The sequence below is a fragment of the Kosakonia sp. H02 genome (genome assembly GCA_030704225.1).
In the GTDB taxonomy this organism is placed as follows: Bacteria; Pseudomonadota; Gammaproteobacteria; order Enterobacterales; family Enterobacteriaceae; genus Kosakonia.
On sequence record CP131915.1, the window covers coordinates 2,870,356 to 2,894,363 of the forward strand.

Below are 24,008 nucleotides of genomic sequence, written 5' to 3' on the forward strand. Positions count from 1 at the left end.
AATGACGATTCGCATATGCGCGGTGACAAAACACTCTTCAGGCGGGGAACTTTGGTCTACAGGAGGAATTCAGGAAGCGCGCACTTCGCTGGGTGCCACGCCGTAACGGCGGCGAAAGGCGGTAGAAAAGTTGGTGGCGTGCTGGTAACCCGACATCCAGGCAGCCTGCTGAACGCTGTAACCCTGCGCCAGGTAACGCCGCGCCAGTTCGAGTCGGCAATCGCGCAGATAATCAAAAACCGAGTGGCCATAAGCCTGGCGAAACTTGACGCGCAGGCTGCTGGTGCTCATTGCCGCCAGTTGCGCCAGTGTTGTCAGTGTGTACTCTTTTTCCGGCTGCTGCTCCAGCATTCGGCGCACGGATTCCAGCCGGTGACGCTCGCCGCCGGGCGCGGACTGGCGTTTATCGTTTCCTGGGATGCGGTGCGACAGCGCATGGCCGAGCAGTTGCAGCATCACGCCTTCGACAATCAACTCACGCGAGAGCGCAGGCAGCGCCGTTTGTTGGGTTTGTTGTAGGCCAGAGAGCAGAAAAGCGGGCACCTGCCATAAAAACGTCGGCGCGCCGTGGGCTTCCCACTGTTGTAACAGCGCGGTGAGCAGCGGCGATTTCCAGCAATTTTCCGCATCAACACCCAGCGACAGCGTACGCAACTGGTGATCCGCCAGATGGCTGGCGTTCATCACCTGCTGCTCGCTCAGGCGCGAAGTAAACGCCATGCCGGCGCGCACGATAAACTCTTCGCCGTTCAGGCGCAGCATCACGCTGCCTTCCAGCACCACCAACATATAGAGCGGGCAACTGTGTAACGACGTGGTTTCATAAGGTTGCAGAACGCGAACATCGGAACAGGTCAGATTAAGGCCGGATGAAAGCGTCATTTCCTGCACATCGCCCTGAATCACAATGTTTTTCTCTTTGCTCAACGCGCGGCAGGACGCCAGCGCCGGAAAGCGATAATCAATGCCGTAGCGCTCGCCAAAACCGATAAAGTCTTCAACGCAGAAGTGTCTATTTTGCATAGCCGGCAGCCATTTCGTTATCTGTCGAACCCGCGCCCGGAGCCGGGCGAAACGGCTTACACCTTATCATTCGCGCCTGGCCGCTTCAATGGTATTGAGAACTATTCTCATAAAACACGCTTTAACCGGCATCTTGCACAAAATTCATTTTTATCTGTTTGCAACCTCTCACATTGCCTTCAAATTAATCCCTCATTCCCTCGCTATTATTTTCTCTGGCTTTTTCTTCATGCTTTTCCTTTATTTCTCCACATTATGAATTTTTGTAAAACGCACCGATTTACCAAGAAAATATTTACCCAAATCACATAATTTCAATTAATCTATTTTCACATGAGAACGGTCGTTCTCAATGATTATTTAACCGGGGAGTCGCTATGCCGCCAAAAATCTCGCAGGAACAACGCCACCAGCAGCGTAAAGACGAGATTATCGCGGCGGCGCGCCGACGTTTTCGCGTCAGCGGTTTTCATGCGGCGAGCATGTCGCAAATCGCCCTCGAAGCGCAGCTTAGCGTCGGGCAGATTTACCGCTACTTCACCAGTAAAGACGCGATCATCGAAGAGATGATCCGCCGCATTATCGACTACCGCATCGCCGAAATGGAGAGCAAAACCGAGACCACGCATCTGCCGGAAGTGCTGGCCTGGCGGCAAACCCTCAGCCCGGACGACGACGCGTTAATGCTGGAAATGGCCGCCGAAGCCACGCGCAACCCGCAGGTGCAAACGATGATGATCGACGCTGATGCCCGCATGTTCGACACCGCCTGTAATCACTTGCACAGCAGGCACCCTCACTTAACGGCCGAACGCGTACGCTGCTGCGTGGAATTATTGGCAGCGCTAATGGAAGGCACCACATTCCGCCGCCTCACGCCGCAAAAATGCGACCCGGCACAATTACAACAGCTGTATCAGGAAATCACCGCGATGTTATTTGCTGAGAAATAAATACCCGCTCACTAAAAAGACCAGGCTCTATTTTTGCCGCCGCAGAAATAAAGCAATTACACGCCTGCGCCAGGTTCCTGTTGATAAAAACGGGCAGGCTTCGCTCATGCCAGGAATACCGAAATGACGTTCATAAAAACAACTTTGATGGCCGCGCTCGCCCTTGTCGGCTGCGATAACGCCACACCACCTGCACAACAAGCTCCCCAGGAAGTGGGGATCGTCACCTTAAAAAGCCAGCCGCTGGAGGTGACCAGCCAGTTGACCGGGCGCATATCCGCCGCGCTGTCGGCAGAGGTTCGCCCGCAGGTTGGCGGCATCATTCAAAAACGCCTGTTTACGGAAGGCGATACGGTAAAGGCCGGGCAGGCGCTTTACCAGATCGACCCTTCCAGCTACCGCGCAGCGTTTGATGAAGCCGATGCGGCACTGAAACAAGCGCAGGCGCTGGTCGTTTCCGACTGCCAGAAAGCCACGCGCTATGCGCAGCTGGTGAAAGAAGACGGCGTCTCGCGCCAGGATGCGGAAGATGCGCAATCGACCTGCGCCCAGGACAAAGCCAGCGTTGCCTCGAAAAAAGCCGCGCTGGAAAGCGCGCGCATCAATCTGAACTGGACAACCATTACCGCGCCAATTGCCGGGCGCATTGGTATCTCTTCCGTCACGCCTGGCGCGCTGGTCACGGCAGAGCAAACCACGGCGCTCGCCACTATCCGCGGGCTGGACAGCATGTATGTCGATCTCACCCGCTCCAGCGTCGATCTCCTGCGCCTGCGTAAACAAGCGCTCGCCAGCGACAGCAATACGCTGGGGGTGACGTTAACCCTGGAAGATGGCAGCACCTACAGCGAAAAAGGTCGCCTGGCGCTGACCGAAGTCGCCGTTGATGAGTCCACCGGGTCTGTCACGCTGCGCGCAGTATTCCCGAACCCGCAGCACCAGTTGTTGCCGGGCATGTTTGTGCGCGCCCGCGTCGAGGAAGGGGTGATGTCTAACGCCATTCTAGCGCCGCAGCAGGGCATTACGCGCGATGCGAAAGGCGACGCCACGGCACTGGTGGTGAATGCGCAGAACAAAGTGGAGCAGCGCGCGGTTGAAACCAGCGACACCTACGGCGACAAATGGCTGGTGGTAAAAGGCCTCGCCAACGGCGATAAGCTGATCGTTGAAGGCACCGACAAAGTGAGCGCTGGCGCAACGGTGAAAGCCGTTGACGTGCAAGAAGCCGACGGAGGAAAAGCCTGATGTTCTCCAGCTTCTTCGTGCGTCGCCCGGTGTTTGCCTGGGTAATCGCCATTCTTATCATGATGGCCGGTATCCTGGCGATCCGCTCACTGCCCATTGCGCAGTACCCGGATGTCGCCCCGCCTGCCGTCAAAATCACCGCCACCTATACCGGCGCATCGGCGCAGACGCTGGAAAACAGCGTCACTCAGGTGATTGAACAGCAGCTCACCGGGCTGGATAACCTGCTCTATTTCACCTCCACCAGCAGTTCCGACGGCCAGGCGACCATCACCGTCACCTTTGAGCAGGGCACTGACCCGGATACCGCGCAAGTACAGGTGCAGAATAAAGTCCAGCAGGCAGAGTCGCGCCTGCCGACAGAAGTGACACAATCCGGCGTCACGGTGGTGAAATCCCAAAGCAACTTCTTGTTGATTATGGGCTTGTATGACAAAACCGACCGCGCCAGCAGCTCCGATATTGCCGACTGGCTGGTAAGCAACATGCAGGATCCGCTGGCGCGCGTGAACGGCGTTGGTAGCCTGCAAGTGTTCGGCGGTGAATATGCGATGCGCATCTGGCTCGATGCAGACAAGCTCAAATCCTTCTCGCTGATGCCGTCTGATGTGGAATCGGCCATCGAAGCGCAGAATATCCAGGTTTCCGCCGGTAAAATCGGTGCTCTGCCCTCGTCAAATAAACAGCAGTTAACCGCCACCGTGCGCGCCCAGTCGCGTCTGCAAACCGTGGCGCAATTTCGCGACATCATCGTCAAAAGCGAAACCGACGGTTCAGTGGTGCGCATCAAAGATGTGGCGCGCGTGGAGATGGGCAGCGAAGATTACAGCGCTCAGGCAAAACTGAACGGCCACCCGGCTGCGGGCCTGGCGGTGATGCTGGCACCCGGCGCGAACGCGCTGGATACCGCCACACTGGTCAAAAACAAGATCAACGAATACCGCCACAGCATGCCGCAGGGCTACGATGTGGCCTATCCGAAAGACAGCACCGATTTTATTAAGATCTCCATTGAAGATGTGGTGAAGACGCTGATCGAAGCCATCATTCTGGTGGTCTGCGTCATGTACCTGTTTTTGCAAAATATCCGCGCGACGCTGATCCCGGCGCTGGCGGTGCCGGTGGTGCTGCTCGGCACCTTCGGCGTGCTGGCGCTGTTTGGTTACTCCATCAATACCTTAACGTTGTTTGCCATGGTGCTGGCGATAGGGCTGCTGGTGGATGACGCGATAGTGGTGGTGGAAAACGTCGAGCGCATCATGCGCGACGAAGGCCTGCCCGCCCGCGAAGCGACGGAAAAATCGATGGGCGAAATCTCCGGCGCGCTGGTGGCGATTGCGCTGGTGTTATCCGCCGTGTTTCTGCCGATGGCCTTCTTTGGCGGCTCGACCGGGGTGATTTACCGCCAGTTCTCGGTGACCATCATCTCGGCGATGGTGCTATCGGTGGTGGTTGCGCTGACGCTGACCCCGGCGCTGTGTGGCGCGATTCTGCAACACAGTGCGCCGCATAAAAAAGGCTTCTTCGGCGCATTCAACCGCTTTTACAACAACACCGAACATAAATATCAGCACGGCGTGTTACGAGTGCTACGCCGCGCGGTAGCGGTGCTGGGTATTTATACGGTGCTGTGCGGCGCAATGGCGCTGGTGATGTGGCGCTTGCCCGGCAGTTTTCTGCCGACGGAAGATCAGGGCTCGATTATGGTGCAGTTCACCCTGCCCGCCGGGGCAACGGCAACGCGTACCGATGCGGTGGCAAAACAGGTCACCGACTGGTTCCTCAATAATGAGAAGGCCAATACCGACGCCATCTTTACCGTTACCGGCTTTAGCTTTAGCGGCAGCGGACAGAACGCCGGGATGGCCTTCGTCTCATTGAAAAACTGGTCTGAACGCAACGGTTCGGAAAATACTGCCCAGGCGATTGCCCTGCGCGCCAGTCAGCAGTTAGGCACTATTCGTGACGCCAGTATCTTCGCTATGACGCCGCCGTCGGTTGATGGCCTGGGCCAGAGCAACGGCTTTACCTTTGAGCTGCTCGCCAGCGGCAGCACCGATCGCGATCAACTCCTGAAATTCCGTAACCAGTTGCTGGCGAATGCGAATCAGCGTTCAGAATTGCAGGCGGTTCGCGCCAACGATCTGCCGCAGATGCCGCAGTTGCAGGTAGATATCGACAGCAACAAAGCTGTGGCGCTGGGGCTTTCTCTGAGTGATGTGAGCGATACGCTTTCCAGCGCCTGGGGCGGCACCTACGTGAATGACTTTACCGATCGCGGCCGCGTGAAAAAGGTCTATATCCAGGGCGACAGCGACTTCCGTTCGTCGCCATCCGACCTGCAAAAATGGTATGTGCGCGGCAGCGACGACAGCATGACGCCGTTCTCCGCCTTTGCTACCACCCGTTGGGAATATGGCCCGGAAAGCCTGGTGCGCTACAACGGCTCGGCGGCCTACGAAATTCAGGGAGAGAATGCCAGCGGCTTTAGCTCCGGCGCGGCGATGACGCAAATGGAAAACCTCGCCGACAATCTGCCCGCCGGAACCACCTGGGCGTGGAGCGGCCTGTCGTTGCAGGAAAAACTCGCCAGCGGCCAGGCAATGAGCCTTTACGCCATCTCGATCATGGTGGTGTTCTTGTGCCTCGCGGCGCTGTATGAAAGCTGGTCGGTGCCGATCTCGGTGATTTTAGTGATCCCGCTCGGCCTGCTCGGTGCGGCGCTGGCGGCATGGATGCGCGGGCTAAGTAATGACGTTTACTTCCAGGTCGCGCTGCTCACCACCATCGGTTTGTCGTCGAAAAATGCCATTTTGATTGTTGAATTCGCCGAAGCGGCGGTGCAGGAAGGCCACTCGCTTTCCCGCGCGGCCCTGCGTGCTGCGCGTACCCGTTTGCGCCCAATCATGATGACGTCGCTGGCATTTATTGCCGGGGTCGCACCGCTGGCGATTGCCACGGGAGCCGGGGCGAACAGCCGCATCGCCATCGGTACGGGCATTATCGGCGGTACGCTAACGGCAACCCTGCTGGCAATTTTCTTTGTTCCCCTTTTCTTTGTGCTGGTGAAAAAACTGTTCACCGATAAACGCGCGCGTCAGGAGTAATTATGTTGCGTATGAGTGTTTTATTTCTTGCCCTGCTGAGCGCCGGTTGTGTCTCTCTCGACCCCACTTATCAGCGCCCGCAGGCACCGGTTCCGGCAACCTTGCCAGGCACCAGCGGCCAGGCGCAAGCCGTCGCCGCAGACTGGCAGCACATTGTGAATGATGGCCGCCTGAAACAGGTGGTCAGCAATGCGCTGACGCAAAACCGCGATGTGCAAAAAGCGATTGCCGACATCGACGCGGCGCGCGCGTTATACGCCGAAGATCGCGCCGCGCTGTTCCCGACGGTCAATGCTGAACTGAGCAACACCCGCAGCCGGACTGTGGCGAGCGGGATAACCAGCAGCGCCGAAGCCGAGGGCGCGGTCTCCAGTTTCGAACTCGATCTGTTTGGCCGTAATCAGAGCCTCGCCCGCGCCGAGCGCGAAACCTGGCTTGCCAGCGAATACACCGCGCAAAATACTCGTTTGAGCCTGGTGGGTGAAATCACCACCGCCTGGGTGACACTGGCGGCGGACAACAGCAATCTGGCCCTTGCCAGACAGACGATGGAAAGCGCGCAAAATTCGCTGAACATTGCCAAACGCAGGCAGGCAATCGGCGTGGCGGCGGCGGGTGATACCGCCGAAGCAATGGCGGTGTTCCAGCAGGCGCGCGCCAGCGTTGCCAGCTACCAGACGCAAGTGGTGCAGGATAAAAACGCGCTCAACTTGCTGGCGGGCGACACGGTGCCGGAATCGCTGTTGCCGGGCACGCTGGAGAGCCTGGCGGACAATAGCATCACGCTGACGCCTGCGGGCGTCTCCTCTTCCGTGCTGCTGCGTCGCCCGGATATTCAGGAAGCGGAGCATAATCTGAAAAGCGCCAACGCCAATATCGGCGCGGCGCGGGCGAATTTTTTCCCGACGATTTCACTCACCGCCAGCGCGGGCGTTGGCAGTAGTTCGCTCTCGTCACTGTTCAGCCACGGCATGAAAGTGTGGTCGTTTGCACCGTCTATCACGCTGCCGCTGTTTACCGGCGGGGAAAATGTGGCGCAACTGCGTTACGCCGAAGCAGAGAAAAAAGGGCTGATTGCCACCTACGAGAAGACGATCCAAAGCGCGTTTAAAGATGTTGCCGATGCGCTGGCGCGCCGCGAAACGCTGACAGAGCAGCTCGATGCCCAGCGTGAATATGTCGCCGCCGAGCAAAAAACGCTGGATATCGCCCAGCGCCAGTACAAGGCGGGAACCGGCGATTATCTCTCGGTGCTGACTGCGCAACGCTCGCTGTGGTCGGCGCAGGAATCGCTGATTTCCCTGCAACAAACCGACCTGGAAAACCGCATCACGCTCTGGCAATCGCTCGGCGGTGGTGTGAGTTAATCTTTTCGCGTCCAGTTTTAACCCTCGGTTAAGATGGATTTCTGAATTTTTGCCCGATGGCGCTGTGCTTATCGGGCCTTCCCTCAACCGACTCCCGTTCATTAAACAGTCACCTGCGCGCCATCCTTTTGCAGCATTTTTTTCACACAATCCCCGCTTTCGAAACCCGTAAATTGTTTTCAGGCACTTATGAAAAAGTACTGGCTTCCCTGGCTTATCCTGTCGCCTTCGCTGCTGTTTCTGGCGCTTTTTACTTACTTTCCGCTGCTGCGTTCGGTGTATGACAGCCTGTTCGACACGCGCATGGCGAGCGACAATCCGCCGTTTGTAGGGTTAAGTAACTTCGCGCGCTTGCTGGAAGACAGCGTGTTCTGGCAATCGCTGTTCAATAATCTGGTTTATCTCCTGCTGACGGTGATCCCGGGCGTCACGCTGGCACTGCTACTGGCGGTCGCGCTGTGGGAAAACCATCGCATTAACCGCTGGCTGCGCACCGCCTTTTTCTTCCCGATGATTATCCCGATGGTCAGCGCCGCCGCGCTGTGGCTGTTCATTTTTATGCCCGGCCTCGGCATGCTCGACCATTACCTGGCGCAACTTTTCGGCCCGATGAACAACAACTGGCTGGGCCGCAGCAACAGCGCGCTGTTTGCACTGGCGCTGATTGGCGTGTGGAAATTCGCTGGCTATTACATGCTGTTCTTTCTTGCCGGTTTGCAGGGCATCCCGGCTTCCACTCGCGAAGCAGCGGTGATGGAAGGCGCGACATCAACCCAGGTCTTCTTCCGGGTGACGCTGCCGCTGCTGCGCCCGACCATCAGCTTTGTTGTCACCACGGCGCTGATCTATTCGATTACCCAAATTGATCATGTGGCGGTAATGACGCGCGGCGGGCCGGATAACGCCACTACCGTGCTGCTCTATTACATCCAGAACCTTGCCTGGGACACCCACGATCTCGGCAAAGCGTCTGCCGCCACCTTCCTGACGCTGGTCGGGCTGTTTGTCTTTTCGTTGGTTAACCTGAAATTACTCGAAAGAGGTGCGCACTATGAGCGTTGAGGTTTCACCCGCCATTACCCGCACTACATCTGTGCCGCGCCCGCTGTGGCTGCGCCTGCGCCAGTCGCGCCCGGTTACCCTTGCGGTATTGATGAGCTGCATGGCGCTGCTGTGGATTAGCCCGTTTATCTGGATGCTTTCGTCTGCTTTCAGCGCCACCACCTTTGGCGAAGAGATGGCTTCGATTTTGCCGCGCTTCCCGCTGACGCTGGATAACTTCCGCGATGCATGGCAGAGCGCCAACTGGCTGAGCCTGTACGCCAACACGCTGATTTTCTCGTTCGGCACCTTCCTCGTGCAGCTTTTCACCATCACCACCGCCGGGTATGTCTTCGCCTGCCACGAATTTCGCGGCAAACAGACGCTGTTCATCCTGTTTCTGGTGCAGCTAATGATCATGCCGGTGGTGATGATGATCCCCAACATGCTGACACTGAAAACCTTCGGCCTGCTCAACACATTAACCGGCGTGATGATGCCCTATTTCACCTCGGCATTCGGCGTGTTCCTGATGCGCCAGGCCTTTCTCGCCATTCCGAAAGAGATTGAAGAAGCGGCGCTGATGGAGGGTTGCCGCTGGTGGCAGGTGCTGTTCCGCGTGATGTTGCCGATGTCCTGGCCGTCAGTACTGGCCTTCGCCACTGTCAGTATTACCTACCACTGGAACGAGTATTTATGGCCGCTGATGATGCTCAACGATCCGGACAAACAGGTGCTGACGGTCGGGCTGGTCTCCTTCGCCATGGGCGCGGAATCCGGCGGTCAGTGGGGAATGATCAGCGCCGGGACGCTGATGGTCTGCCTGCCATTGATGATCGCGTTTATCGCTTTCCAGAAACAGTTTCTTCGAAGCTTTGGCTTCTCCGGCATTAAATAAGGAGGCAGTAATGTTTTTAGCGCAAATTTCCGATACCCATTTCCGCAGCCAGAACGAGAAGCTGTACGGTTTTATTGATATTAACGCTGGTAATGCCGACGTGGTGTGCCAGCTAAACGCCCTGCGTGAACGCCCGGATGCAGTGGTGGTGAGCGGTGATATCGTCAACTGCGGCCGCCCGGAAGAGTACCGCGTGGCGCGCCAGATCCTCGGTAGTCTCGACTACCCGCTGTTTGTTATTCCCGGCAACCACGACGACAAAGCCCATTTTCTGGAGTACTTGCACCCGCTCTGCCCGCAGCTTGGCAGCGATCCGCAGAACATGCGCTATGCCATTGATGACTTTGCCACCCGCCTGCTGTTTATCGACTCAAGCCTTGCCGGGGAATCCAAAGGCTGGCTGACCCGCGAGACGCTGGCCTGGCTGGAAGCGCAACTGACAGCCAGCAAAGACAAACCGACTGCCCTCTTTATGCACCACCCGCCGCTGCCGCTCGGTAACGCGCAGATGGATCGCATCGCCTGTGAAAACGGTCATCTGCTGTTAAGCCTGGTTGAGCGTTTCCCGGCGCTGACGCGTATTTTCTGCGGCCATAACCATAGCCTGACTATGACCCAGTACCGCCAGGCGACGATTGCGACGATCCCGGCGACCGTCCATCAGGTGCCGTATTTTCATGAAGACAAGCGCCCTTATTACGACATGTCGCCGCCGTCGTGCCTGATGCACCGCCAGGTGGGCGAACAGTGGGTGAGCTATCTGCATCCGCTCTCCCATTACGCCGGCCCGTGGCTTTACAACGAGAACATCAGTTGCCCGGTGGATGAGCGCTAAGACAATGTTAAGACTGAATAAGATAAGCAAAGTGTTCGACGGCAAAGCGGCGCTCAGCGCGCTGTCGCTGGATATTCGCGACGGCGAGTTTGTGGTGCTGGTTGGTCCGTCCGGCTGCGGCAAAAGCACCCTGCTGCGCCTGATTGCAGGGCTGGAGAGCGCAAGCGAAGGCGAGATTTGGCTTGATAACGACGAGATCACCGCCCGTTCGCCGCGCGAGCGCAACTTCGCGATGATCTTCCAGAACTACGCGCTGTTTCCGCACCTTTCCGTGCGCGACAACATCACTTTCGGCATGAAAGTGCGCAACGAAGAGAAATCAAGCTGGCAGCCGCGGCTGGAAAGCGTGGCGCAGATGTTGCAACTCGACACCTTGCTGGACCGCAAACCGGCGAAGCTTTCCGGCGGCCAGCGCCAGCGCGTGGCAATGGCGCGCGCCATTGTGCGTAACCCGAAGCTGTTTTTGATGGATGAACCGCTCTCCAACCTTGACGCGCGCCTGCGCACTGAAGTGCGCGACAGCATTATGGCGATGCATCAACAACTGAAGACCAGCACTATTTACGTTACTCATGACCAGACCGAAGCGATGTCGATGGCCGACCGTATTGTGGTGATGAATGGCGGCCATGTGCAGCAAGTTGGCCGACCGGAGCATCTGTACGCGCACCCGGCCAACCTGTTTGTCGCAGGCTTTATTGGCTCCCCGGCCATGAACTTGCTGCTGTTACCGTGTGCGGAGGGTGAAGTGCAATTGGGCGAGCAATGCCTGCCGTTGCCTGCTCACGCCAGCCATCTGCAAGAGGTATGGCTGGGCATTCGCCCGGAGCACATTACTGATACACCCGAAGCAGGCCAGTTGATGTTGCCCGCCACCGTGACCCAGCGGGAACTGATGGGCGCGGATTACCAGCTTCATGTCAGCACGCCAATTGGCAACCTGCGCTATATCCGCCGACACCGGGGCGATGTGCCCAATAAAGGGGACACACTCAGCGTCGGTTTTTCACCCCTTGATTGCCATCTTTTTGCTGCCCAGACGCAGCTTAACTTACACCAGGAGACAGACCATGCATAAGCCTCTGCCAAATACGTTGCGAGCGCTTACTTACGGCATCACCCTTGCGATAAGCGGCACTGCTGTTGCGCAGGAGAAAATCGACTTTATGTTTCCCGCCCCGGTCGATGGCAAATTGACGATGGAGATGACACGCGTGATCAAAGCGTTTAATGATTCCCAAAAGGACGTGGAAGTGCGCGGGATTTTTACCGGCAGCTACGACACCACCAAGATGAAAGCCGAGTCTGCGCAGAAAGCGGGCCAGCCACCTGCGCTGGTGATTATGTCCGCCAACTTCACTACCGATCTGGCGCTGAAAGATGAAATCCTGCCGATGGACGAACTGTTCAAATATGGCGATAAAAAAGCGGGTGATTTCCTGCAAAGCGAGTTCTGGCCAGCGATGCGCAAAAACGCGCAGGTGACGGGTGTGACTTACGCCATTCCGTTCCATAACTCAACGCCGATCCTTTATTACAACAAAACGCTGTTCGATCAGGCGGGTATCAAGCAGCCGCCGCAGAACTGGAAAGAGTTGCTAGAAGACGCGAAAAAGCTGACCGACCAGAGCAAAGGCCAGTGGGGCATTATGCTGCCTTCAACCAACGACGATTACGGCGGCTGGATTTTCTCGTCGCTGGTGCGCGCCAACGGCGGTAATTATTTTAATGAAAACTACCCCGGCGAGGTTTATTACAACGCGCCAACCACCATTGGCGCGCTGCGTTTCTGGCAGGAGATGATCTACAAAGACAAAGTGATGCCCTCCGGCGTGCTGAACTCTAAGCAGATCAGCGCAGCGTTTTTCTCCGGCAAAGTGGGCATGGCAATGCTGAGCACCGGCGCGCTGGGCTTTATGCGTGAAAACACCAAAGATTTCGAACTGGGTGTGGCGATGATGCCCGCGCAGGAGCAGCGCGCGGTGCCAATTGGTGGTGCCAGCCTGGTGAGTTTTAAAGGCATATCGGACGCGCAGAAAAAAGCGGCGTACCAGTTCCTGACCTACCTGGTTAGCCCAGAAGTTAACGGCGCCTGGAGCCGCTTCACTGGGTACTTCTCGCCGCGCAAAGCCTCGTACGATACGCCAGAGATGAAGGAATACCTGAAGCAAGATCCGCGCGCGGCGATTGCACTGGAACAGTTGCAGTATGCGCACCCGTGGTACTCCACTTACGAAACTGTCGCCGTACGCAAAGCAATGGAAAACCAGCTCGCCGCCGTGGTGAATGACGAAAAAGTCACCCCGGAAGCCGCCGCCGAAGCGGCACAGAAAGAGGCGGACACGCTGATGAAACCGTACGTTGAAAAAACCGCGTTGCAGGCGGTGAAATAATCTATGGTTGTGCCCCGCAGGGAAGCGGGGGTTGTAGCACTCGCCTTCCAGCAAATAACGATATCCAACTTTTCAGATTCTTCCGGACATCTGCGTCGAGACCCTGCCGTTTTTACAGGTATATGATGACGCAGCGAAAGACCTGGCGGAAGCGATTACGCTTATTGGTATTAATACCGTCTTTGCTCTTCTTTTGCGTAGGAAACCAGATGACGTTTTTAATACTCACTATAGAGGGTTTAAAGTTCCACCTTTCACCCGCAAACGTGCGACAGCAATGAATTTACCGAGGAATACCCACCCTGGATGGCGTTATCGCCCCAGGCTGATATTCACCAACAAATACCCCGCAGGCGATGCTATGACATATCCTTCTGGGGATATCGTTATCGGCAGAAACTTTAATCGGGCAGAGAAAACGGCAAAAGAAGCAGCACATGATGTTCTGGAAGCTATTTACCATGAAAAAGTGCATCAGTTTATCGCACCAAAATTTTACCTATTAAGGGAAGCCAGAGTAGCTCTTCGTAGTGGCGGTTATACCAAATCTTATATCCTTCGCTACCTTGAAGAAGCACTCGCTGAAACCATCGCATTATTACGGGCAAATGGCGTTTCCCCACGGTATGTTTTGCAAGGTTTTCGGTTCCCTCTTGGCAATGCATACCAAATAACATACACAGCACTACGGCACGAAGCCGCAGGTATCTTGCTGGGTCCGGTCACAGTCAGTGGATCGATGTATAACGTTTACTATGGTATTCAACAATGATCGATGAACAAAAAGCATTAGCGGCAGCCAAAGCCTATGCAGATAAAAACTTCGAAAATTGCTGGGACGAGGCATACCATGAGGCTTCGCTTGTGGAAATCGACAATGTGCAATACTGGGAAATCGATACCAATATTGCACCGCCACTTGATGCACCATTCAATGAGCAATTCTTCCCGTCACCGATTAAATACTACGTTAATCCTGAAACCGGGGAGTGCATTGGTTACAAAGGCCACCGACATAAAAAAATTTATACTCGCGGACGCTAACTCTCAGTAAGCACTCACCAACTTAACAAAGTCATTCTTAACGTTGCTTGCCGGATTTTAGGGTCATAGTAGAGCGAAAACGAATCTGCACCTGGCTCATTCGCTTTAACCCACTCTTCCGCGCCCGTTCCTGGGCGCGGGTCTCGTTGGTAACCTATGCTTTTCAGGTATTCCCGCAGCGCGTCCACATTGCTGGCATTGTCAAAGATGATGCTATTGGTTGAGGGGTAGCCGTCGCCGTTGTGGAATTCAAAATGATAATTTGCGGTGATGCGCGGCGCTTGCGCAATCGCCTTTTGCGTCAGTGAATGGTAATTCCACAGATTTTGCTCGGTATAAACCGTGGTTTCGCCAAGGCCGGAGAGCGTCAGCCAAAGCAAAAAGAACAGTACCAGACCTAAGGAGACGATAAATACTATTCCCCACTTCAGCACGCTGAATATGAACGCCGCCGATTTGCTGATGTTGCGCATGAGCCACTCCCTTTCATCCTTGAGCGTTATTGCACCTTTAACTATGCATTAAACCTTTAATGCCTGCTTTCAGGTGCAACAATTAAACACGCGCTCCCCGCATCATTAGCTCCAGCCCCTGCCAACGGTCATGACGATACTGCGGGCGTATAAAACACCATCGCCCCCGCCAGCAAAGAGAAGGTAATCAGCGCCAGCGCGGCTCCGGCTTGCGCATAAAGCACGCCAAAAAGCATGGAGCCAGCGACCTGCCCGGCGGCCAGCATAAAAAAGACCACGCCAACGCCGGAAGCCGGGGCGGCAGGCGTGGCCCCGGCACCGCCCACCAACAACACGCCGGAGAGCGTGATATAGCCAATGCCGCACAGCGCAACGGCCGGGAAAAGCCACCAGGAAAACGCATGGCTGACGGCTATCAATACCAGTGGAGCGGCCATAAAGAGCAGCGAAAGGCGGTAAACCTGCCGCATGCCGATATAACGCGCAACGGGACCGGTGAGCGCACCGAGGATCCCCGCCCCGCCGCAGACCAGCCATAAGATGCTGATAAGCTTATCTGTCACATGAGCATGCTGGCTCAACACATCCGGGCCAAAACTCCACCATGCCGCGCTGGCCATTCCACTAATAAAGGCGATGATCGCCAGGCGAATGACCCGACGCTGAAACACGCTTTCATGCCGCTGGGTTTGCTTACTGGTTTCCTGCGGCAGATAACGCCACACCGGCACCAGGCTCAGCAGCGCGATAACGGCGAAAACAATACAAGCGGTGCGCCAGGGCAAAAACAGCAGCAGCGGCACGGAGAGAATGATCCCTGCCCCGGTACCGGCGTTAATGATGGTGTTCACCTGCGTCTGACGCTGCGCGGTAATCGCCTGGCTGACCGCGTCAGCGAGAGAAGGCGAAGCAAGCCCGGCGCTTAGCCCGGCGATAAACAACCCGACGGCCAGGAACAGAGGGGATGCGGCAACGGCGAGCACCAGCAGGCCAGCCATGGCACAGAGCGCGGAAACCGTGGCCGGGAGTCGGGGGCCGTAGCGTTTGCTGAGCAGGGAGGCGAGCGTTACCGACAGGCAATAGGCGGCAAAACTACAGGCCGAAAGCATGCCTGCCAGACGCGAGCTGAACGGCACATCCTGTGAAACGGCGGGCAGCATTAATCCCCACGAGAAACGCGCCAGGCCGTAGGAAACCGCAATCAGCGAGAAGCCTGTAACAGCAAGCGAGAAGGATGTTTTCATCGCGCCTCCTGGCGGGCAATTAACATTGCCGCAGCTTCACCGGCACGATGGGCAGATTGCGGGCCGACAATCAGCGCGGAGGTAATAGCGCCTTCGAACAACATCCAGACCGCATCTGCCAGTGCGGCGTTGTTAACGCAGGCGGCGATGTATTCGCGCAGCGCATAGCGAAAACCGAGCGCCAGCGCCGACAGCCGAACGTTTTCCTGGGCGTATTCGCCCCAGGCTTTGAGAAAGAAGCAACCGTCCGTCCCGTACTCTTCCATCCATTTGCCCAGTACGGTGAAAAGCGTATCGATAGCCTGCGGGTGATCCGGCTTTTGCAGATCGGCAAAAAACCGCTGCTGGCGCGCCTGCATCACTGCCTCGGTGAGCTGCTCTCGGGACGGAAAGTGACGATAAAGCGTGCGCGTTGAAACGCCCGCCTCACGACAGATGCGGTCAGTGCTAGTGGCGTGAAAGCCGTTGCTATAGAACAGCCGCTCGGCGGCCTGAATGATATCTTGTCGTTTTTGCATAGTTAAAAAGTAAACCGATCGTTTTACTTATGCAAAAAAATGCGTGAAGTTTTTGTGCGGGCAAGGCATACCGGCATTACGGAGCAAGCGTGAGGTTCCCCTGAGCATCGGCTGCCAGCGTGAATCGGGTGGTGATCAAATAGGCATCGCCTTTAACGGGCACGACGTTCCAATAAAAAGCGTATTTTTCCCCTGCATTGAAGGTTGTGCTAAATACCGGCAGACACCCACCCGCAGGGATATAGCGTGGTTTATCCGGAAAGACCTCGAAACGCGTTCTTTCGTCACTGGAATGGATTTCAACCGAGACCATTTTTTCACCGGGTTTCATGATAGAGACTGCGCATATGTCGTTGTTTTTCACAAATGCCGATGTCGCGATATGAGGTGTCATTTTGTCAAGAAAACCAATACAGCCCGTTAACATAAAGATTACTGTAAATAACGCGCCTGTTCTCATTATGCTTACCTTCTGCCTGTCACAATTTTTTGGTAGAGAAATGGAATATCACGTATATCATCTTTCCCGCGATATTTTCCTGGCTGATTCTCGTTCTGATACAACTGCCAAAGATCGATACCATAAATCAGAAGTAACCAGTAATCCGCCAAAATGGATGCCTGTTGCTCAAGGGAGTAATCCGTAAGTTTTTCCCGGTCGAGTTGGTAGAAATAATTCGCCGCCCAGCTAAAAAATCCACGCGTCCGCACCCATTGCCCGTGCTGATGCTGCCATACATGACCTAACTCATGAATGAAAGTATGTTTATCCTGGAGTGTTGCATCTGGTTGTGAAAAATCATCCTGGTAGCGTTCTTTTCTGAACCAAATCTCCCCATTGGGCGCCATTACATAATCCGGGTGTTGCAAACCAAAGGGTAAATAACTATCGCAATGGATCCAGACGCGGCTGTAAACAATGGCATCCCCGTAAAAGCGACGCGCCATGGCTATTTCACCCAGCGTCATAAGCCGCAGAGTCCCTTCTTTACGTTCAGTAGCCATTCCATGCTCCTTATATTTCTCAGGGTTCCTTCCCTGACCGCGCGCAATTATTACTACTTTGCGGCGGGATAAATCGGAGCGTGCACGTATTACCGAATGAATCGGAATTTATTTAGTCAGGCCTGTAAAAATTTACGCCAAACGCATTCGGTTCTGGTGTTATTTCCCCCACTTTTCACAAAACGCCTCGATATTTTCACCTTGAAAATCCGCCAGCCGTTCAATGAGGGTTTCCAGCGGCCAGTCCCACCAGGCGATCTGCTGCAATTGACGCCCAATTTGCGACGAGAAGCGCAGGCGGATAGTTTTGGCGGGTACGCCACCGACGATGGTATAGGGTGCGACATCTTTACTGACCACGGCTCCGGCGGCGATCACCGCGCCATCGCCAACCGTGACGCCGGGTAGCACGATTGCGGCATGACCAATCCATACATCATTGCCGATGGTGACGCTGTCTTCGCGGCGGCGGGCAAAAAAGTCGTGATCGCGCACGGCATCGGCAGAGTAGTATTCAGGGCAATAAGTGATGCGATGCTGGGACGGGCGCTCCATTGGGTGATTGGGCGCACCAATGCGGACATGGTTGGCAATCGCCACGAATTTACCGATCTTCGCATCGGCAATGGTGCAATATTCGCCAAGGTAGGAGAAATCTCCCAGCGAGCTGTATTCCATCAGGCTATTTGCCAGGACTTCGCACTGCTGCCCAATTTCGCATTCACGCATGCGCACGCTGGGGTCGACCCAGGTTTCAGCTAATTTCACGAGCTTCATCAGTTATCTCCACCTCACAGGTAGCGCTACTTTATGACGCCTGTGTGTAGGGAAAATGACGAGGCGGGAATTATTTTGCTGTCTGGTGCATGGAAAAGATCCCTGTTTTTTTATTTTTCCCGGCACAATAAAAAGGCAGGCCGAAGCCTGCCAAAACTCGCTAACGGATTAACATCAGCTCAGCTTAAACACCGCAACCGCGTCTTTCAGTATCTGTGACTGCTGCTGGAGCGAGTAAGCCGCAGTCGACGCTTCCCCTACCAGCGTGGCGTTCTGCTGCGTGACGGTATCCATCTGCGCAACCGCAATGTTGATTTGATCGATGCCGCGGCTCTGTTCACCGGTCGACATGGCGATTTCTGACATCAGTTCTGAGACTTGCTTAACGGCGCTGATAATGCGCTGCATGCTTGCGCCCGCACTGGTTACACGCTCGCTGCCTACCAGCACTTGTCGGCCAGACAGCTCAATAAGCTCTTTGATCTCTTTTGCCGCAACGGATGAGCGCTGCGCCAGGTTACGAACTTCCGTCGCGACGACGGCGAAACCGCGCCCCTGCTCGCCTGCGCGGGCCGCTTCGACCGCTGCGTTGAGCGCCAGGATATTGGTCTGGAAGGCAATGTCTTCAATAATCCCGATAATGGTGCCGATTTTGCTGGAGCTGGATTCGATCTCTTTCATTGAGACAACCGCTTCTTCAACAATGGCATTCCCTTCCTGCGCGGCGTTGCGCATATTGCCTGCAAGGTTGTTTGCTTGCTGGGTGTTTTCTGAGGTCTGTTTCACCGTAGAGGTAAGCTGTTCCATGCTGGCTGCGGTCTGCCCCAGCGAAGCCGCCTGCTCCTCAGTACGTGAGGAGAGATCGGTGTTACCCTCGGCTATCTCTTCCGCTGCGTATGCCACGCTTTGGCTGGAAGCCCGCACCTGGGAGATTATCTGCATCAGAGAAAGTCGCATCTGCTCCAGAGCACCAAGCATGTCACCCATTTCATCTTTCGAACCGCAAACGATCGGTGTATGCAACTCACCTTCCGCCATTCTGTGGCAGTGCAAACGCGCCATATCCAGCGGCGTCAGCACACGACGGCGGAGCAGAACACAGATGGCGACAATAATCAGCGTAAACAGCAGCGAGAAGATACCGAGGGTCAGCATGCTGTTAACGAAACGGTTCTGCGCGTCAATGTTCAGATGCTGGGCATGTTTTTCGCGAAACGCCAGCAGGTTATCAAGCGCGATTTCAAATTGACGTTCGAGTTGGGGGATCGTCGTGCTGACAAGCTGATTGAAGCGCGCAGCGTCGTTGCTTCGCACTGCATCCATTAAGGGGTGCAGACCGTTATCGACATAGTCTTGCCAGGCGCGAGCGTAAGGGGTTGCAAGTTCACCTTCACCCGCCAGGCGCGGCGAAGCCCGGTAATTATCAAAAGCCACTATCGCTTTTTTCAGTACCTCATTTGCCCCCTCAAGCGACGCCTGCACTTTCTGGTTATCACCCAGCGAGGCGTTAATCATTGCCTCCATCAGACGCACCCGCAGTGTGCGGCTGTGGTTAATCGGGTCGATGACCGACAGCACCACGTGAATTTCTTTGTTCACATTATCCAGCGATTCATTGCTGCGGGTCAGTGACCAAAGGTTAGAAGCCGAACTGATCAGAAAGATACAGAGTAAAAGAGTAAAAACGAGAAATGAAAAACGCCTGACTGACATAGTGGTCCCTTGGATGATAAAGCAACATAACGATCCGGCACCTCACACAATGAGGACTGCCATAAGTTAGTAATCGACCAAAAGGACGGGAAATTTAATTTAAATAAGCGTATTTACACTTGTGAGGGGTATTCCGGGGTTTAAAAACGCATTCGATCATGCGCTTCCAGCCCGCCGGCACCTGTATCTGGCGCAGTGCGGGCTGAGCTGTGAAGAGATTAAAGGCCGAAACCGCCCTTATTGCCCTTCGAAGCCATAGTACTGAACTGGATAGCGCTGGCCATTGATTTCCAGATCGCGCCAGGGTTTTGTGACCGTTTTGAACGAGCCTTCGCGGATGGTTTTGTCAGCACTTTGCGACAGCGTTACGTTGCCAATCTGACGCCATTCTATGCCTTGCCGGGCATAGACGACGATCCCGGACTGATTGCGACTATAGAGCAGCACTTCCGCCGAGCCATCATTATTGAGATCCTGCATCCAGACCAGGCAGGAACCGGCATCTACAAGGCATGTGCTAAGTGATTGATCAACATACTCTGTCTGAGCCTGCCACCAGCTTTCAGGCGGCGCTTCGCTGCCGGCGCGCAGCGGGATGCTTTGCTGTAGGTCGTTGATACCATGCCTTACGCTGTCGGTATATTGCCCTGCCAGGATTTGCATCAGCATGGCTTTTTGCTCGACAGGATCGGCGAGCCATTGAGGATGTTTGTTCAGCATCGTCAATGCCTGTTTCCCCCGGCGGCCCGCGTCGCTGAATGTGTAGAGATCCATCGCATCCGCTTTTGATTTACCCTGCGCATAACGCGTCAGCTGATTTTTCACGGTAATGCGCCACGGGTCGATCGTGGGCGTATGCAGCAAAAACCAGCCGCCGGCCGTTAAAGCCAGCATTAACGCGGTGAATGTGTTCATACTGCCGGCACCCTGTGACCAGGCCCGCCGTTGAAACCATAACAGCAGTAGCGAGCCGGTAACGGCGAGAAGCGCGATGGCAGCACCGTAAACCCGCTCCACCGTCCAGCCATATTCAGCGACGCGCAACCACAGCGCCCAGACAGCCAGCGCCGCCAACAGCGGTGTCAGGCCTTGTGCAACCAGCACCAGACGCGCAATCCCACGCTGCCAGCGTGATTCAGCAGGTGCCCTTTCGCCAACGATGGCGCTGAATGCCAGCATCAGCAGTGTCATGGTCAGCAGCAGCGTCGCGGCTGAAAAATCTTTCGGGATAATATCCAGGCCGGTAAAAGGCAAACAGGCCAGGAACAGCAAAGAAGTCAGGGCATGTAATGGCAACAGCACGCTGACCGCAAGCGTAATCAAATGGCGGTACAGCCCGGCCGCACCCGGCAGACGTCGGCAAAACACAATGCCTGCGGCGATGACCGCGCCGGTCGCCATCGGCGGGAAAAAAGGATTATCAAAAAAGAGGCGTTCAAACAGCACGATGCCGATCATGCTGAAAAGTTTGCTCCACAGCATCAGCACCAGCCAGAACAGCCCGGTCATAATGCCGGTGACGCCAAGGGTGAAGGTGTTGCGCCACAGCGCATGGGTTATGCATGAGGTTTTACCTTCCTTCTGCGGCGATGCATTGCAGAAAGCGACCCAAAACGGCATCACCAGGCTGAGCATAACGATGACGGCGCAACTATTTCTAAAGTGAAACTCACCAGGCGGTAATTCGGGAAAGTTCCAGCGCTGCCAGGCTGTCATCAACGCGATAAACGGCATCGTCAGAAGTGCACAGATCCAGGGTCTGACGGCGCTGAGACGGTAAAGCGTGAATGCGAGTACGCTGGTTGCACTCAATGAAAGCGGCAGCAGATAAAGCGAGTAGCGATCATGCAGGTTAAGGCCGTCCGGCAAAGCCCAAAGCAGCCCGGCGATTATACCGATTGCGATGATTGCCCATTTGGTCGTGGTGGGGAAAACGTCTTTTTGCAACATAGCGATTCCTTGCTGTTTAACGGAAGGGGGGGAACTCTTATTCATAAGCGGAAATGACTATCCAGGCGATACAGGGAACGATGATAAAAGCGCAATACATGCTTAAGCATTGTCCACGCGACGAACATAAGCGCAATAACTTGTTTTGGTTGAGTGGAGGCATAGGACCAATCCATATTAGCTGGAAAATACAACAGTAGTGATTTCTTCATTCTAAGTTTCATATGGCGATAATTTGTTGATACAGGTGTGTGATTTTCAGAAAACAACTATCACCGTTAATGAGCCTGCACCATTCAGGAAAGGAGTTTCGGTGTGATAAATTTAACGCCATCACTGCTTGTAATAAATAGCAGTGATTTTTCCACAAGGATATGTGCGGGAATTAAAGTGAGTACACGTGAAGAAATTTTGGATCCTTCCAAATACTGGTCTGAATCAGGCATTAAGGGTGGGCTTTTATACTCTGAAGTTCTGGGGTGGCTTGATATGGGGCATGCCCGTGGCGATGATATTCAGCAATTAATGGCCCGTTTTGCTGCTGGAGAAGCAAGCGGCAAAAATTATTATGAGGTCGAATATCAACGATTGATGACACCAAAGCCAAAACAATAACGACAGCCAAGAGAAGCGCCAAGTATCAATGCAAAGTGCTTTAACAGTGGAGATTCAGGAGTGATTTAGCGTTTAAAGAGAAGAGTAACCCTAACCCACAGCCTCACGGTCAGAACGCGAAACAGGGTCATAAACGCCACAGAGGAAGGCAAATCGATATACAGCCCGCCCAGCCTTCAGCTGGGAGAGGCGCACGGGGGAAGTTGAAGCCTTAATCGTTGAGGGAGGGGCAACCATAAACGTGCAATTTTTCAAGCCGGGGATTCCGCTATTAGCTAACGGTAGAATGCGGCTTACAGAGGATTGTGGACACCCCTTAAAAAACAATGCCGGTCACCTTAAGTGACCGGCATTAGGCCGGAGCCTCCTTCTGGTCGCTACTGAGAGATTACACTTCGAGATAGTTCAGGATGCCATCCGCCGCTTTACGGCCTTCGGCAATCGCAGTCACCACCAAATCGGAACCGCGAACGATATCGCCACCGGCAAAGATTTTCGGGTTGCTGGTCTGGAATGCGTTGTCGCTGCCTTCCGGGGCGATAACGCGGCCCTGAGAATCCAGCTCAACGCTGTGTTTTGCCAGCCACTCCATGCTGTGCGGGCGGAAACCAAACGCCATCACTACGGCATCGGCCGCAACCACATGTTCGGAGCCTGCGATAATTTCCGCGCGGCGACGGCCTTTCTCATCCGGCGCGCCCATTTCGGTACGCGCCATCTTCACGCCGCACACTTTACCGTTGGCATTCACTTCAATGCCCAGCGGCTGCACGTTGAACTGAAACTCCACGCCCTCTTCACGCGCGTTTTTCACTTCGCGTCGTGAGCCCGGCATGTTCTCTTCGTCACGGCGATAAGCACAAACCACGTGGGTTGCGCCCTGGCGCACAGAAGTCCGCACGCAGTCCATGGCGGTATCACCCCCGCCAAGCACCACCACACGTTTGCCTTCCATGCTGATATACGGTTCTGCTGGCGTTTCGCCATAGCCCATAATCTGCCTGGTGTTGGCGATGAGGAACGGCAGCGCGTCGAACACGCCCTGCGCGTCTTCGTTTTCCAGACCACCACGCATCGACTGATAAGTGCCCACGCCGAGGAACACTGCATCGTACTCTTGCAGCAGATCGTCAACCTGCACATCGCGGCCCACTTCGGTATTGAGTTTGAATTCAATCCCCATGCCGGTGAAGATTTCACGGCGGCGGGTCATCACCTCTTTTTCCAGCTTGAAGGCCGGAATACCGAAGGTCAGCAGGCCGCCGATTTCCGGGTGACGGTCGAAAACGACCGCTTTCACGCCGTTGCGGGTCAGCACGTCAGCACATGCCAGACCGGCCGGGCCCGCGCCGATAATCGCCACGCGTTTGTCGGTCTGCTTCACGCCGGTCAAATCCGGACGCCAGCCCATCTCAAACGCTTTATCGTTGATATAGCGCTCGATATTGCCGATGGTGACCGCGCCGAACTCATCGTTCAGGGTACAGGAACCTTCACACAGACGGTCTTGCGGGCAGACGCGACCGCATACTTCCGGCAGGGTATTGGTCTGGTGCGACAGCTCCGCCGCTTCAAAAATACGCCCTTCGTTAGCCAGCTTCAGCCAGTTCGGAATGTAGTTATGAACCGGGCATTTCCACTCGCAATAGGGGTTACCGCACGCGAGGCAGCGGTCTGCCTGCGCTTTGGCCTGGCCTTCAGAGAAGGGCTCGTAAATCTCAACAAATTCAATCTTACGCAGCTTCAGCGGTTTCTTTGCCGGATCAACGCGCTGTAAGTCGATAAATTGGTAAACGTTCTGACTCAT

At 55.2% G+C, this 24,008-nt stretch carries 22 protein-coding genes; 12 read left to right on the plus strand and 10 right to left on the minus strand.

All coding sequences use genetic code 11. The features are described 5' to 3' along the window. Positions 1-69: 69 nt before the first annotated feature. Complete coding sequence (locus tag Q5705_13475) at positions 70-1,023, minus strand: AraC family transcriptional regulator (protein WLI75600.1); 954 nt, start codon at positions 1,021-1,023, stop codon at positions 70-72. Between the two features lie 377 nt (positions 1,024-1,400). Here Q5705_13475 and Q5705_13480 point away from each other — a divergent pair, with 377 nt between their 5' ends. The 11 genes from Q5705_13480 to Q5705_13530 all read left to right on the plus strand — a co-directional run bounded on the left by Q5705_13480 (position 1,401) and on the right by Q5705_13530 (position 13,906). Continuing rightward, entirely contained in the window at positions 1,401-1,976 is a 576-nt protein-coding gene (locus Q5705_13480) for a helix-turn-helix domain-containing protein (GenBank protein ID WLI75601.1), read from the plus strand. Between the two features lie 123 nt (positions 1,977-2,099). Continuing rightward, positions 2,100-3,221, plus strand: a complete 1,122-nt coding sequence (locus Q5705_13485; protein ID WLI75602.1) for an efflux RND transporter periplasmic adaptor subunit — start codon at positions 2,100-2,102, stop codon at positions 3,219-3,221. After that, positions 3,221-6,328 carry an efflux RND transporter permease subunit gene (locus tag Q5705_13490; protein ID WLI75603.1) on the plus strand — a complete coding sequence of 1,036 codons (3,108 nt, stop codon included), beginning with the start codon at positions 3,221-3,223 and terminating at the stop codon, positions 6,326-6,328. The genes Q5705_13485 and Q5705_13490 overlap by 1 nt, the downstream gene beginning before the upstream one ends. Positions 6,329-6,330: 2 nt before the next feature. Further along, positions 6,331-7,695: an efflux transporter outer membrane subunit gene (locus tag Q5705_13495; protein ID WLI75604.1), complete on the plus strand. Its 1,365-nt coding sequence runs from the start codon at positions 6,331-6,333 to the stop codon at positions 7,693-7,695. A 189-nt stretch (positions 7,696-7,884) separates the two neighbouring features. Continuing rightward, positions 7,885-8,757 carry a sugar ABC transporter permease gene (locus tag Q5705_13500; protein ID WLI75605.1) on the plus strand — a complete coding sequence of 291 codons (873 nt, stop codon included), beginning with the start codon at positions 7,885-7,887 and terminating at the stop codon, positions 8,755-8,757. After that, positions 8,747-9,634: a carbohydrate ABC transporter permease gene (locus Q5705_13505; protein WLI75606.1), complete on the plus strand. Its 888-nt coding sequence runs from the start codon at positions 8,747-8,749 to the stop codon at positions 9,632-9,634. Before Q5705_13500 ends, Q5705_13505 begins: the two co-directional genes overlap by 11 nt. Before the next feature lie 10 nt (positions 9,635-9,644). Then, a complete protein-coding gene (locus Q5705_13510; protein WLI75607.1) occupies positions 9,645-10,469 on the plus strand; it encodes a phosphodiesterase in 825 nt (274 codons plus the stop codon). Positions 10,470-10,473: 4 nt separating this feature from the next. Then, the gene (locus tag Q5705_13515) at positions 10,474-11,547 is read left to right on the plus strand and encodes an ABC transporter ATP-binding protein (protein WLI75608.1); all 1,074 of its coding nucleotides are present in this window, start codon (positions 10,474-10,476) and stop codon (positions 11,545-11,547) included. After that, positions 11,540-12,862: an ABC transporter substrate-binding protein gene (locus tag Q5705_13520; protein ID WLI75609.1), complete on the plus strand. Its 1,323-nt coding sequence runs from the start codon at positions 11,540-11,542 to the stop codon at positions 12,860-12,862. The genes Q5705_13515 and Q5705_13520 overlap by 8 nt, the downstream gene beginning before the upstream one ends. 361 nt (positions 12,863-13,223) lie before the next feature. After that, complete coding sequence (locus Q5705_13525; protein ID WLI75610.1) at positions 13,224-13,634, plus strand: hypothetical protein; 411 nt, start codon at positions 13,224-13,226, stop codon at positions 13,632-13,634. Beyond that, positions 13,631-13,906, plus strand: coding sequence for a hypothetical protein (locus Q5705_13530; protein ID WLI75611.1), 276 nt, complete (start codon positions 13,631-13,633; stop codon positions 13,904-13,906). Before Q5705_13525 ends, Q5705_13530 begins: the two co-directional genes overlap by 4 nt. A 14-nt stretch (positions 13,907-13,920) precedes the next feature. Here Q5705_13530 and Q5705_13535 read toward each other — a convergent pair whose 3' ends face one another. The 8 genes from Q5705_13535 to Q5705_13570 all read right to left on the minus strand — a co-directional run bounded on the left by Q5705_13535 (position 13,921) and on the right by Q5705_13570 (position 21,586). Next, positions 13,921-14,379 carry a hypothetical protein gene (locus tag Q5705_13535; protein WLI75612.1) on the minus strand — a complete coding sequence of 153 codons (459 nt, stop codon included), beginning with the start codon at positions 14,377-14,379 and terminating at the stop codon, positions 13,921-13,923. 128 nt (positions 14,380-14,507) lie between these two features. Beyond that, positions 14,508-15,623, minus strand: a complete 1,116-nt coding sequence (locus tag Q5705_13540; GenBank protein ID WLI75613.1) for an MFS transporter — start codon at positions 15,621-15,623, stop codon at positions 14,508-14,510. Then, the gene (locus Q5705_13545) at positions 15,620-16,141 is read right to left on the minus strand and encodes a TetR/AcrR family transcriptional regulator (protein WLI75614.1); all 522 of its coding nucleotides are present in this window, start codon (positions 16,139-16,141) and stop codon (positions 15,620-15,622) included. Before Q5705_13545 ends, Q5705_13540 begins: the two co-directional genes overlap by 4 nt. Before the next feature lie 76 nt (positions 16,142-16,217). Next, positions 16,218-16,601 (minus strand): hypothetical protein, encoded by a 384-nt coding sequence (locus tag Q5705_13550; GenBank protein ID WLI75615.1) that lies wholly within the window; start codon positions 16,599-16,601, stop codon positions 16,218-16,220. A gap of 5 nt (positions 16,602-16,606) precedes the next feature. After that, complete coding sequence (locus Q5705_13555; GenBank protein ID WLI75616.1) at positions 16,607-17,146, minus strand: type IV secretion protein Rhs; 540 nt, start codon at positions 17,144-17,146, stop codon at positions 16,607-16,609. 159 nt (positions 17,147-17,305) lie between these two features. Further along, complete coding sequence (locus Q5705_13560; GenBank protein ID WLI75617.1) at positions 17,306-17,923, minus strand: DapH/DapD/GlmU-related protein; 618 nt, start codon at positions 17,921-17,923, stop codon at positions 17,306-17,308. Between the two features lie 174 nt (positions 17,924-18,097). After that, on the minus strand, positions 18,098-19,636 hold the full coding sequence (locus Q5705_13565; GenBank protein ID WLI75618.1) for a methyl-accepting chemotaxis protein: 1,539 nt from the start codon (positions 19,634-19,636) through the stop codon (positions 18,098-18,100). 237 nt (positions 19,637-19,873) lie between these two features. Next, the gene (locus Q5705_13570) at positions 19,874-21,586 is read right to left on the minus strand and encodes a DUF4153 domain-containing protein (GenBank protein WLI75619.1); all 1,713 of its coding nucleotides are present in this window, start codon (positions 21,584-21,586) and stop codon (positions 19,874-19,876) included. Between the two features lie 315 nt (positions 21,587-21,901). On the opposite strand from Q5705_13570, the gene Q5705_13575 reads away from it, so the two are divergent. Next, positions 21,902-22,201: a hypothetical protein gene (locus Q5705_13575; GenBank protein ID WLI75620.1), complete on the plus strand. Its 300-nt coding sequence runs from the start codon at positions 21,902-21,904 to the stop codon at positions 22,199-22,201. A gap of 388 nt (positions 22,202-22,589) precedes the next feature. Here Q5705_13575 and Q5705_13580 read toward each other — a convergent pair whose 3' ends face one another. Further along, complete coding sequence (locus tag Q5705_13580; GenBank protein WLI75621.1) at positions 22,590-24,008, minus strand: glutamate synthase small subunit; 1,419 nt, start codon at positions 24,006-24,008, stop codon at positions 22,590-22,592.

Excerpts from the sequence above, each read along its gene's own strand:
- Q5705_13475 (WLI75600.1), bottom strand. The coding sequence starts at position 1,023 with ATGCAAAATAGACACTTCTGCGTTGAAGACTTTATCGGTTTTGGCGAG.
- Q5705_13480 (WLI75601.1), top strand. The coding sequence starts at position 1,401 with ATGCCGCCAAAAATCTCGCAGGAACAACGCCACCAGCAGCGTAAAGAC.
- Q5705_13485 (WLI75602.1), top strand. The coding sequence starts at position 2,100 with ATGACGTTCATAAAAACAACTTTGATGGCCGCGCTCGCCCTTGTCGGC.
- Q5705_13490 (WLI75603.1), top strand. The coding sequence starts at position 3,221 with ATGTTCTCCAGCTTCTTCGTGCGTCGCCCGGTGTTTGCCTGGGTAATC.
- Q5705_13495 (WLI75604.1), top strand. The coding sequence starts at position 6,331 with ATGTTGCGTATGAGTGTTTTATTTCTTGCCCTGCTGAGCGCCGGTTGT.
- Q5705_13500 (WLI75605.1), top strand. The coding sequence starts at position 7,885 with ATGAAAAAGTACTGGCTTCCCTGGCTTATCCTGTCGCCTTCGCTGCTG.
- Q5705_13505 (WLI75606.1), top strand. The coding sequence starts at position 8,747 with ATGAGCGTTGAGGTTTCACCCGCCATTACCCGCACTACATCTGTGCCG.
- Q5705_13510 (WLI75607.1), top strand. The coding sequence starts at position 9,645 with ATGTTTTTAGCGCAAATTTCCGATACCCATTTCCGCAGCCAGAACGAG.
- Q5705_13515 (WLI75608.1), top strand. The coding sequence starts at position 10,474 with ATGTTAAGACTGAATAAGATAAGCAAAGTGTTCGACGGCAAAGCGGCG.
- Q5705_13520 (WLI75609.1), top strand. The coding sequence starts at position 11,540 with ATGCATAAGCCTCTGCCAAATACGTTGCGAGCGCTTACTTACGGCATC.
- Q5705_13525 (WLI75610.1), top strand. The coding sequence starts at position 13,224 with ATGACATATCCTTCTGGGGATATCGTTATCGGCAGAAACTTTAATCGG.
- Q5705_13530 (WLI75611.1), top strand. The coding sequence starts at position 13,631 with ATGATCGATGAACAAAAAGCATTAGCGGCAGCCAAAGCCTATGCAGAT.
- Q5705_13535 (WLI75612.1), bottom strand. The coding sequence starts at position 14,379 with ATGCGCAACATCAGCAAATCGGCGGCGTTCATATTCAGCGTGCTGAAG.
- Q5705_13540 (WLI75613.1), bottom strand. The coding sequence starts at position 15,623 with ATGAAAACATCCTTCTCGCTTGCTGTTACAGGCTTCTCGCTGATTGCG.
- Q5705_13545 (WLI75614.1), bottom strand. The coding sequence starts at position 16,141 with ATGCAAAAACGACAAGATATCATTCAGGCCGCCGAGCGGCTGTTCTAT.
- Q5705_13550 (WLI75615.1), bottom strand. The coding sequence starts at position 16,601 with ATGAGAACAGGCGCGTTATTTACAGTAATCTTTATGTTAACGGGCTGT.
- Q5705_13555 (WLI75616.1), bottom strand. The coding sequence starts at position 17,146 with ATGGCTACTGAACGTAAAGAAGGGACTCTGCGGCTTATGACGCTGGGT.
- Q5705_13560 (WLI75617.1), bottom strand. The coding sequence starts at position 17,923 with ATGAAGCTCGTGAAATTAGCTGAAACCTGGGTCGACCCCAGCGTGCGC.
- Q5705_13565 (WLI75618.1), bottom strand. The coding sequence starts at position 19,636 with ATGTCAGTCAGGCGTTTTTCATTTCTCGTTTTTACTCTTTTACTCTGT.
- Q5705_13570 (WLI75619.1), bottom strand. The coding sequence starts at position 21,586 with ATGTTGCAAAAAGACGTTTTCCCCACCACGACCAAATGGGCAATCATC.
- Q5705_13580 (WLI75621.1), bottom strand. The coding sequence starts at position 24,008 with ATGAGTCAGAACGTTTACCAATTTATCGACTTACAGCGCGTTGATCCG.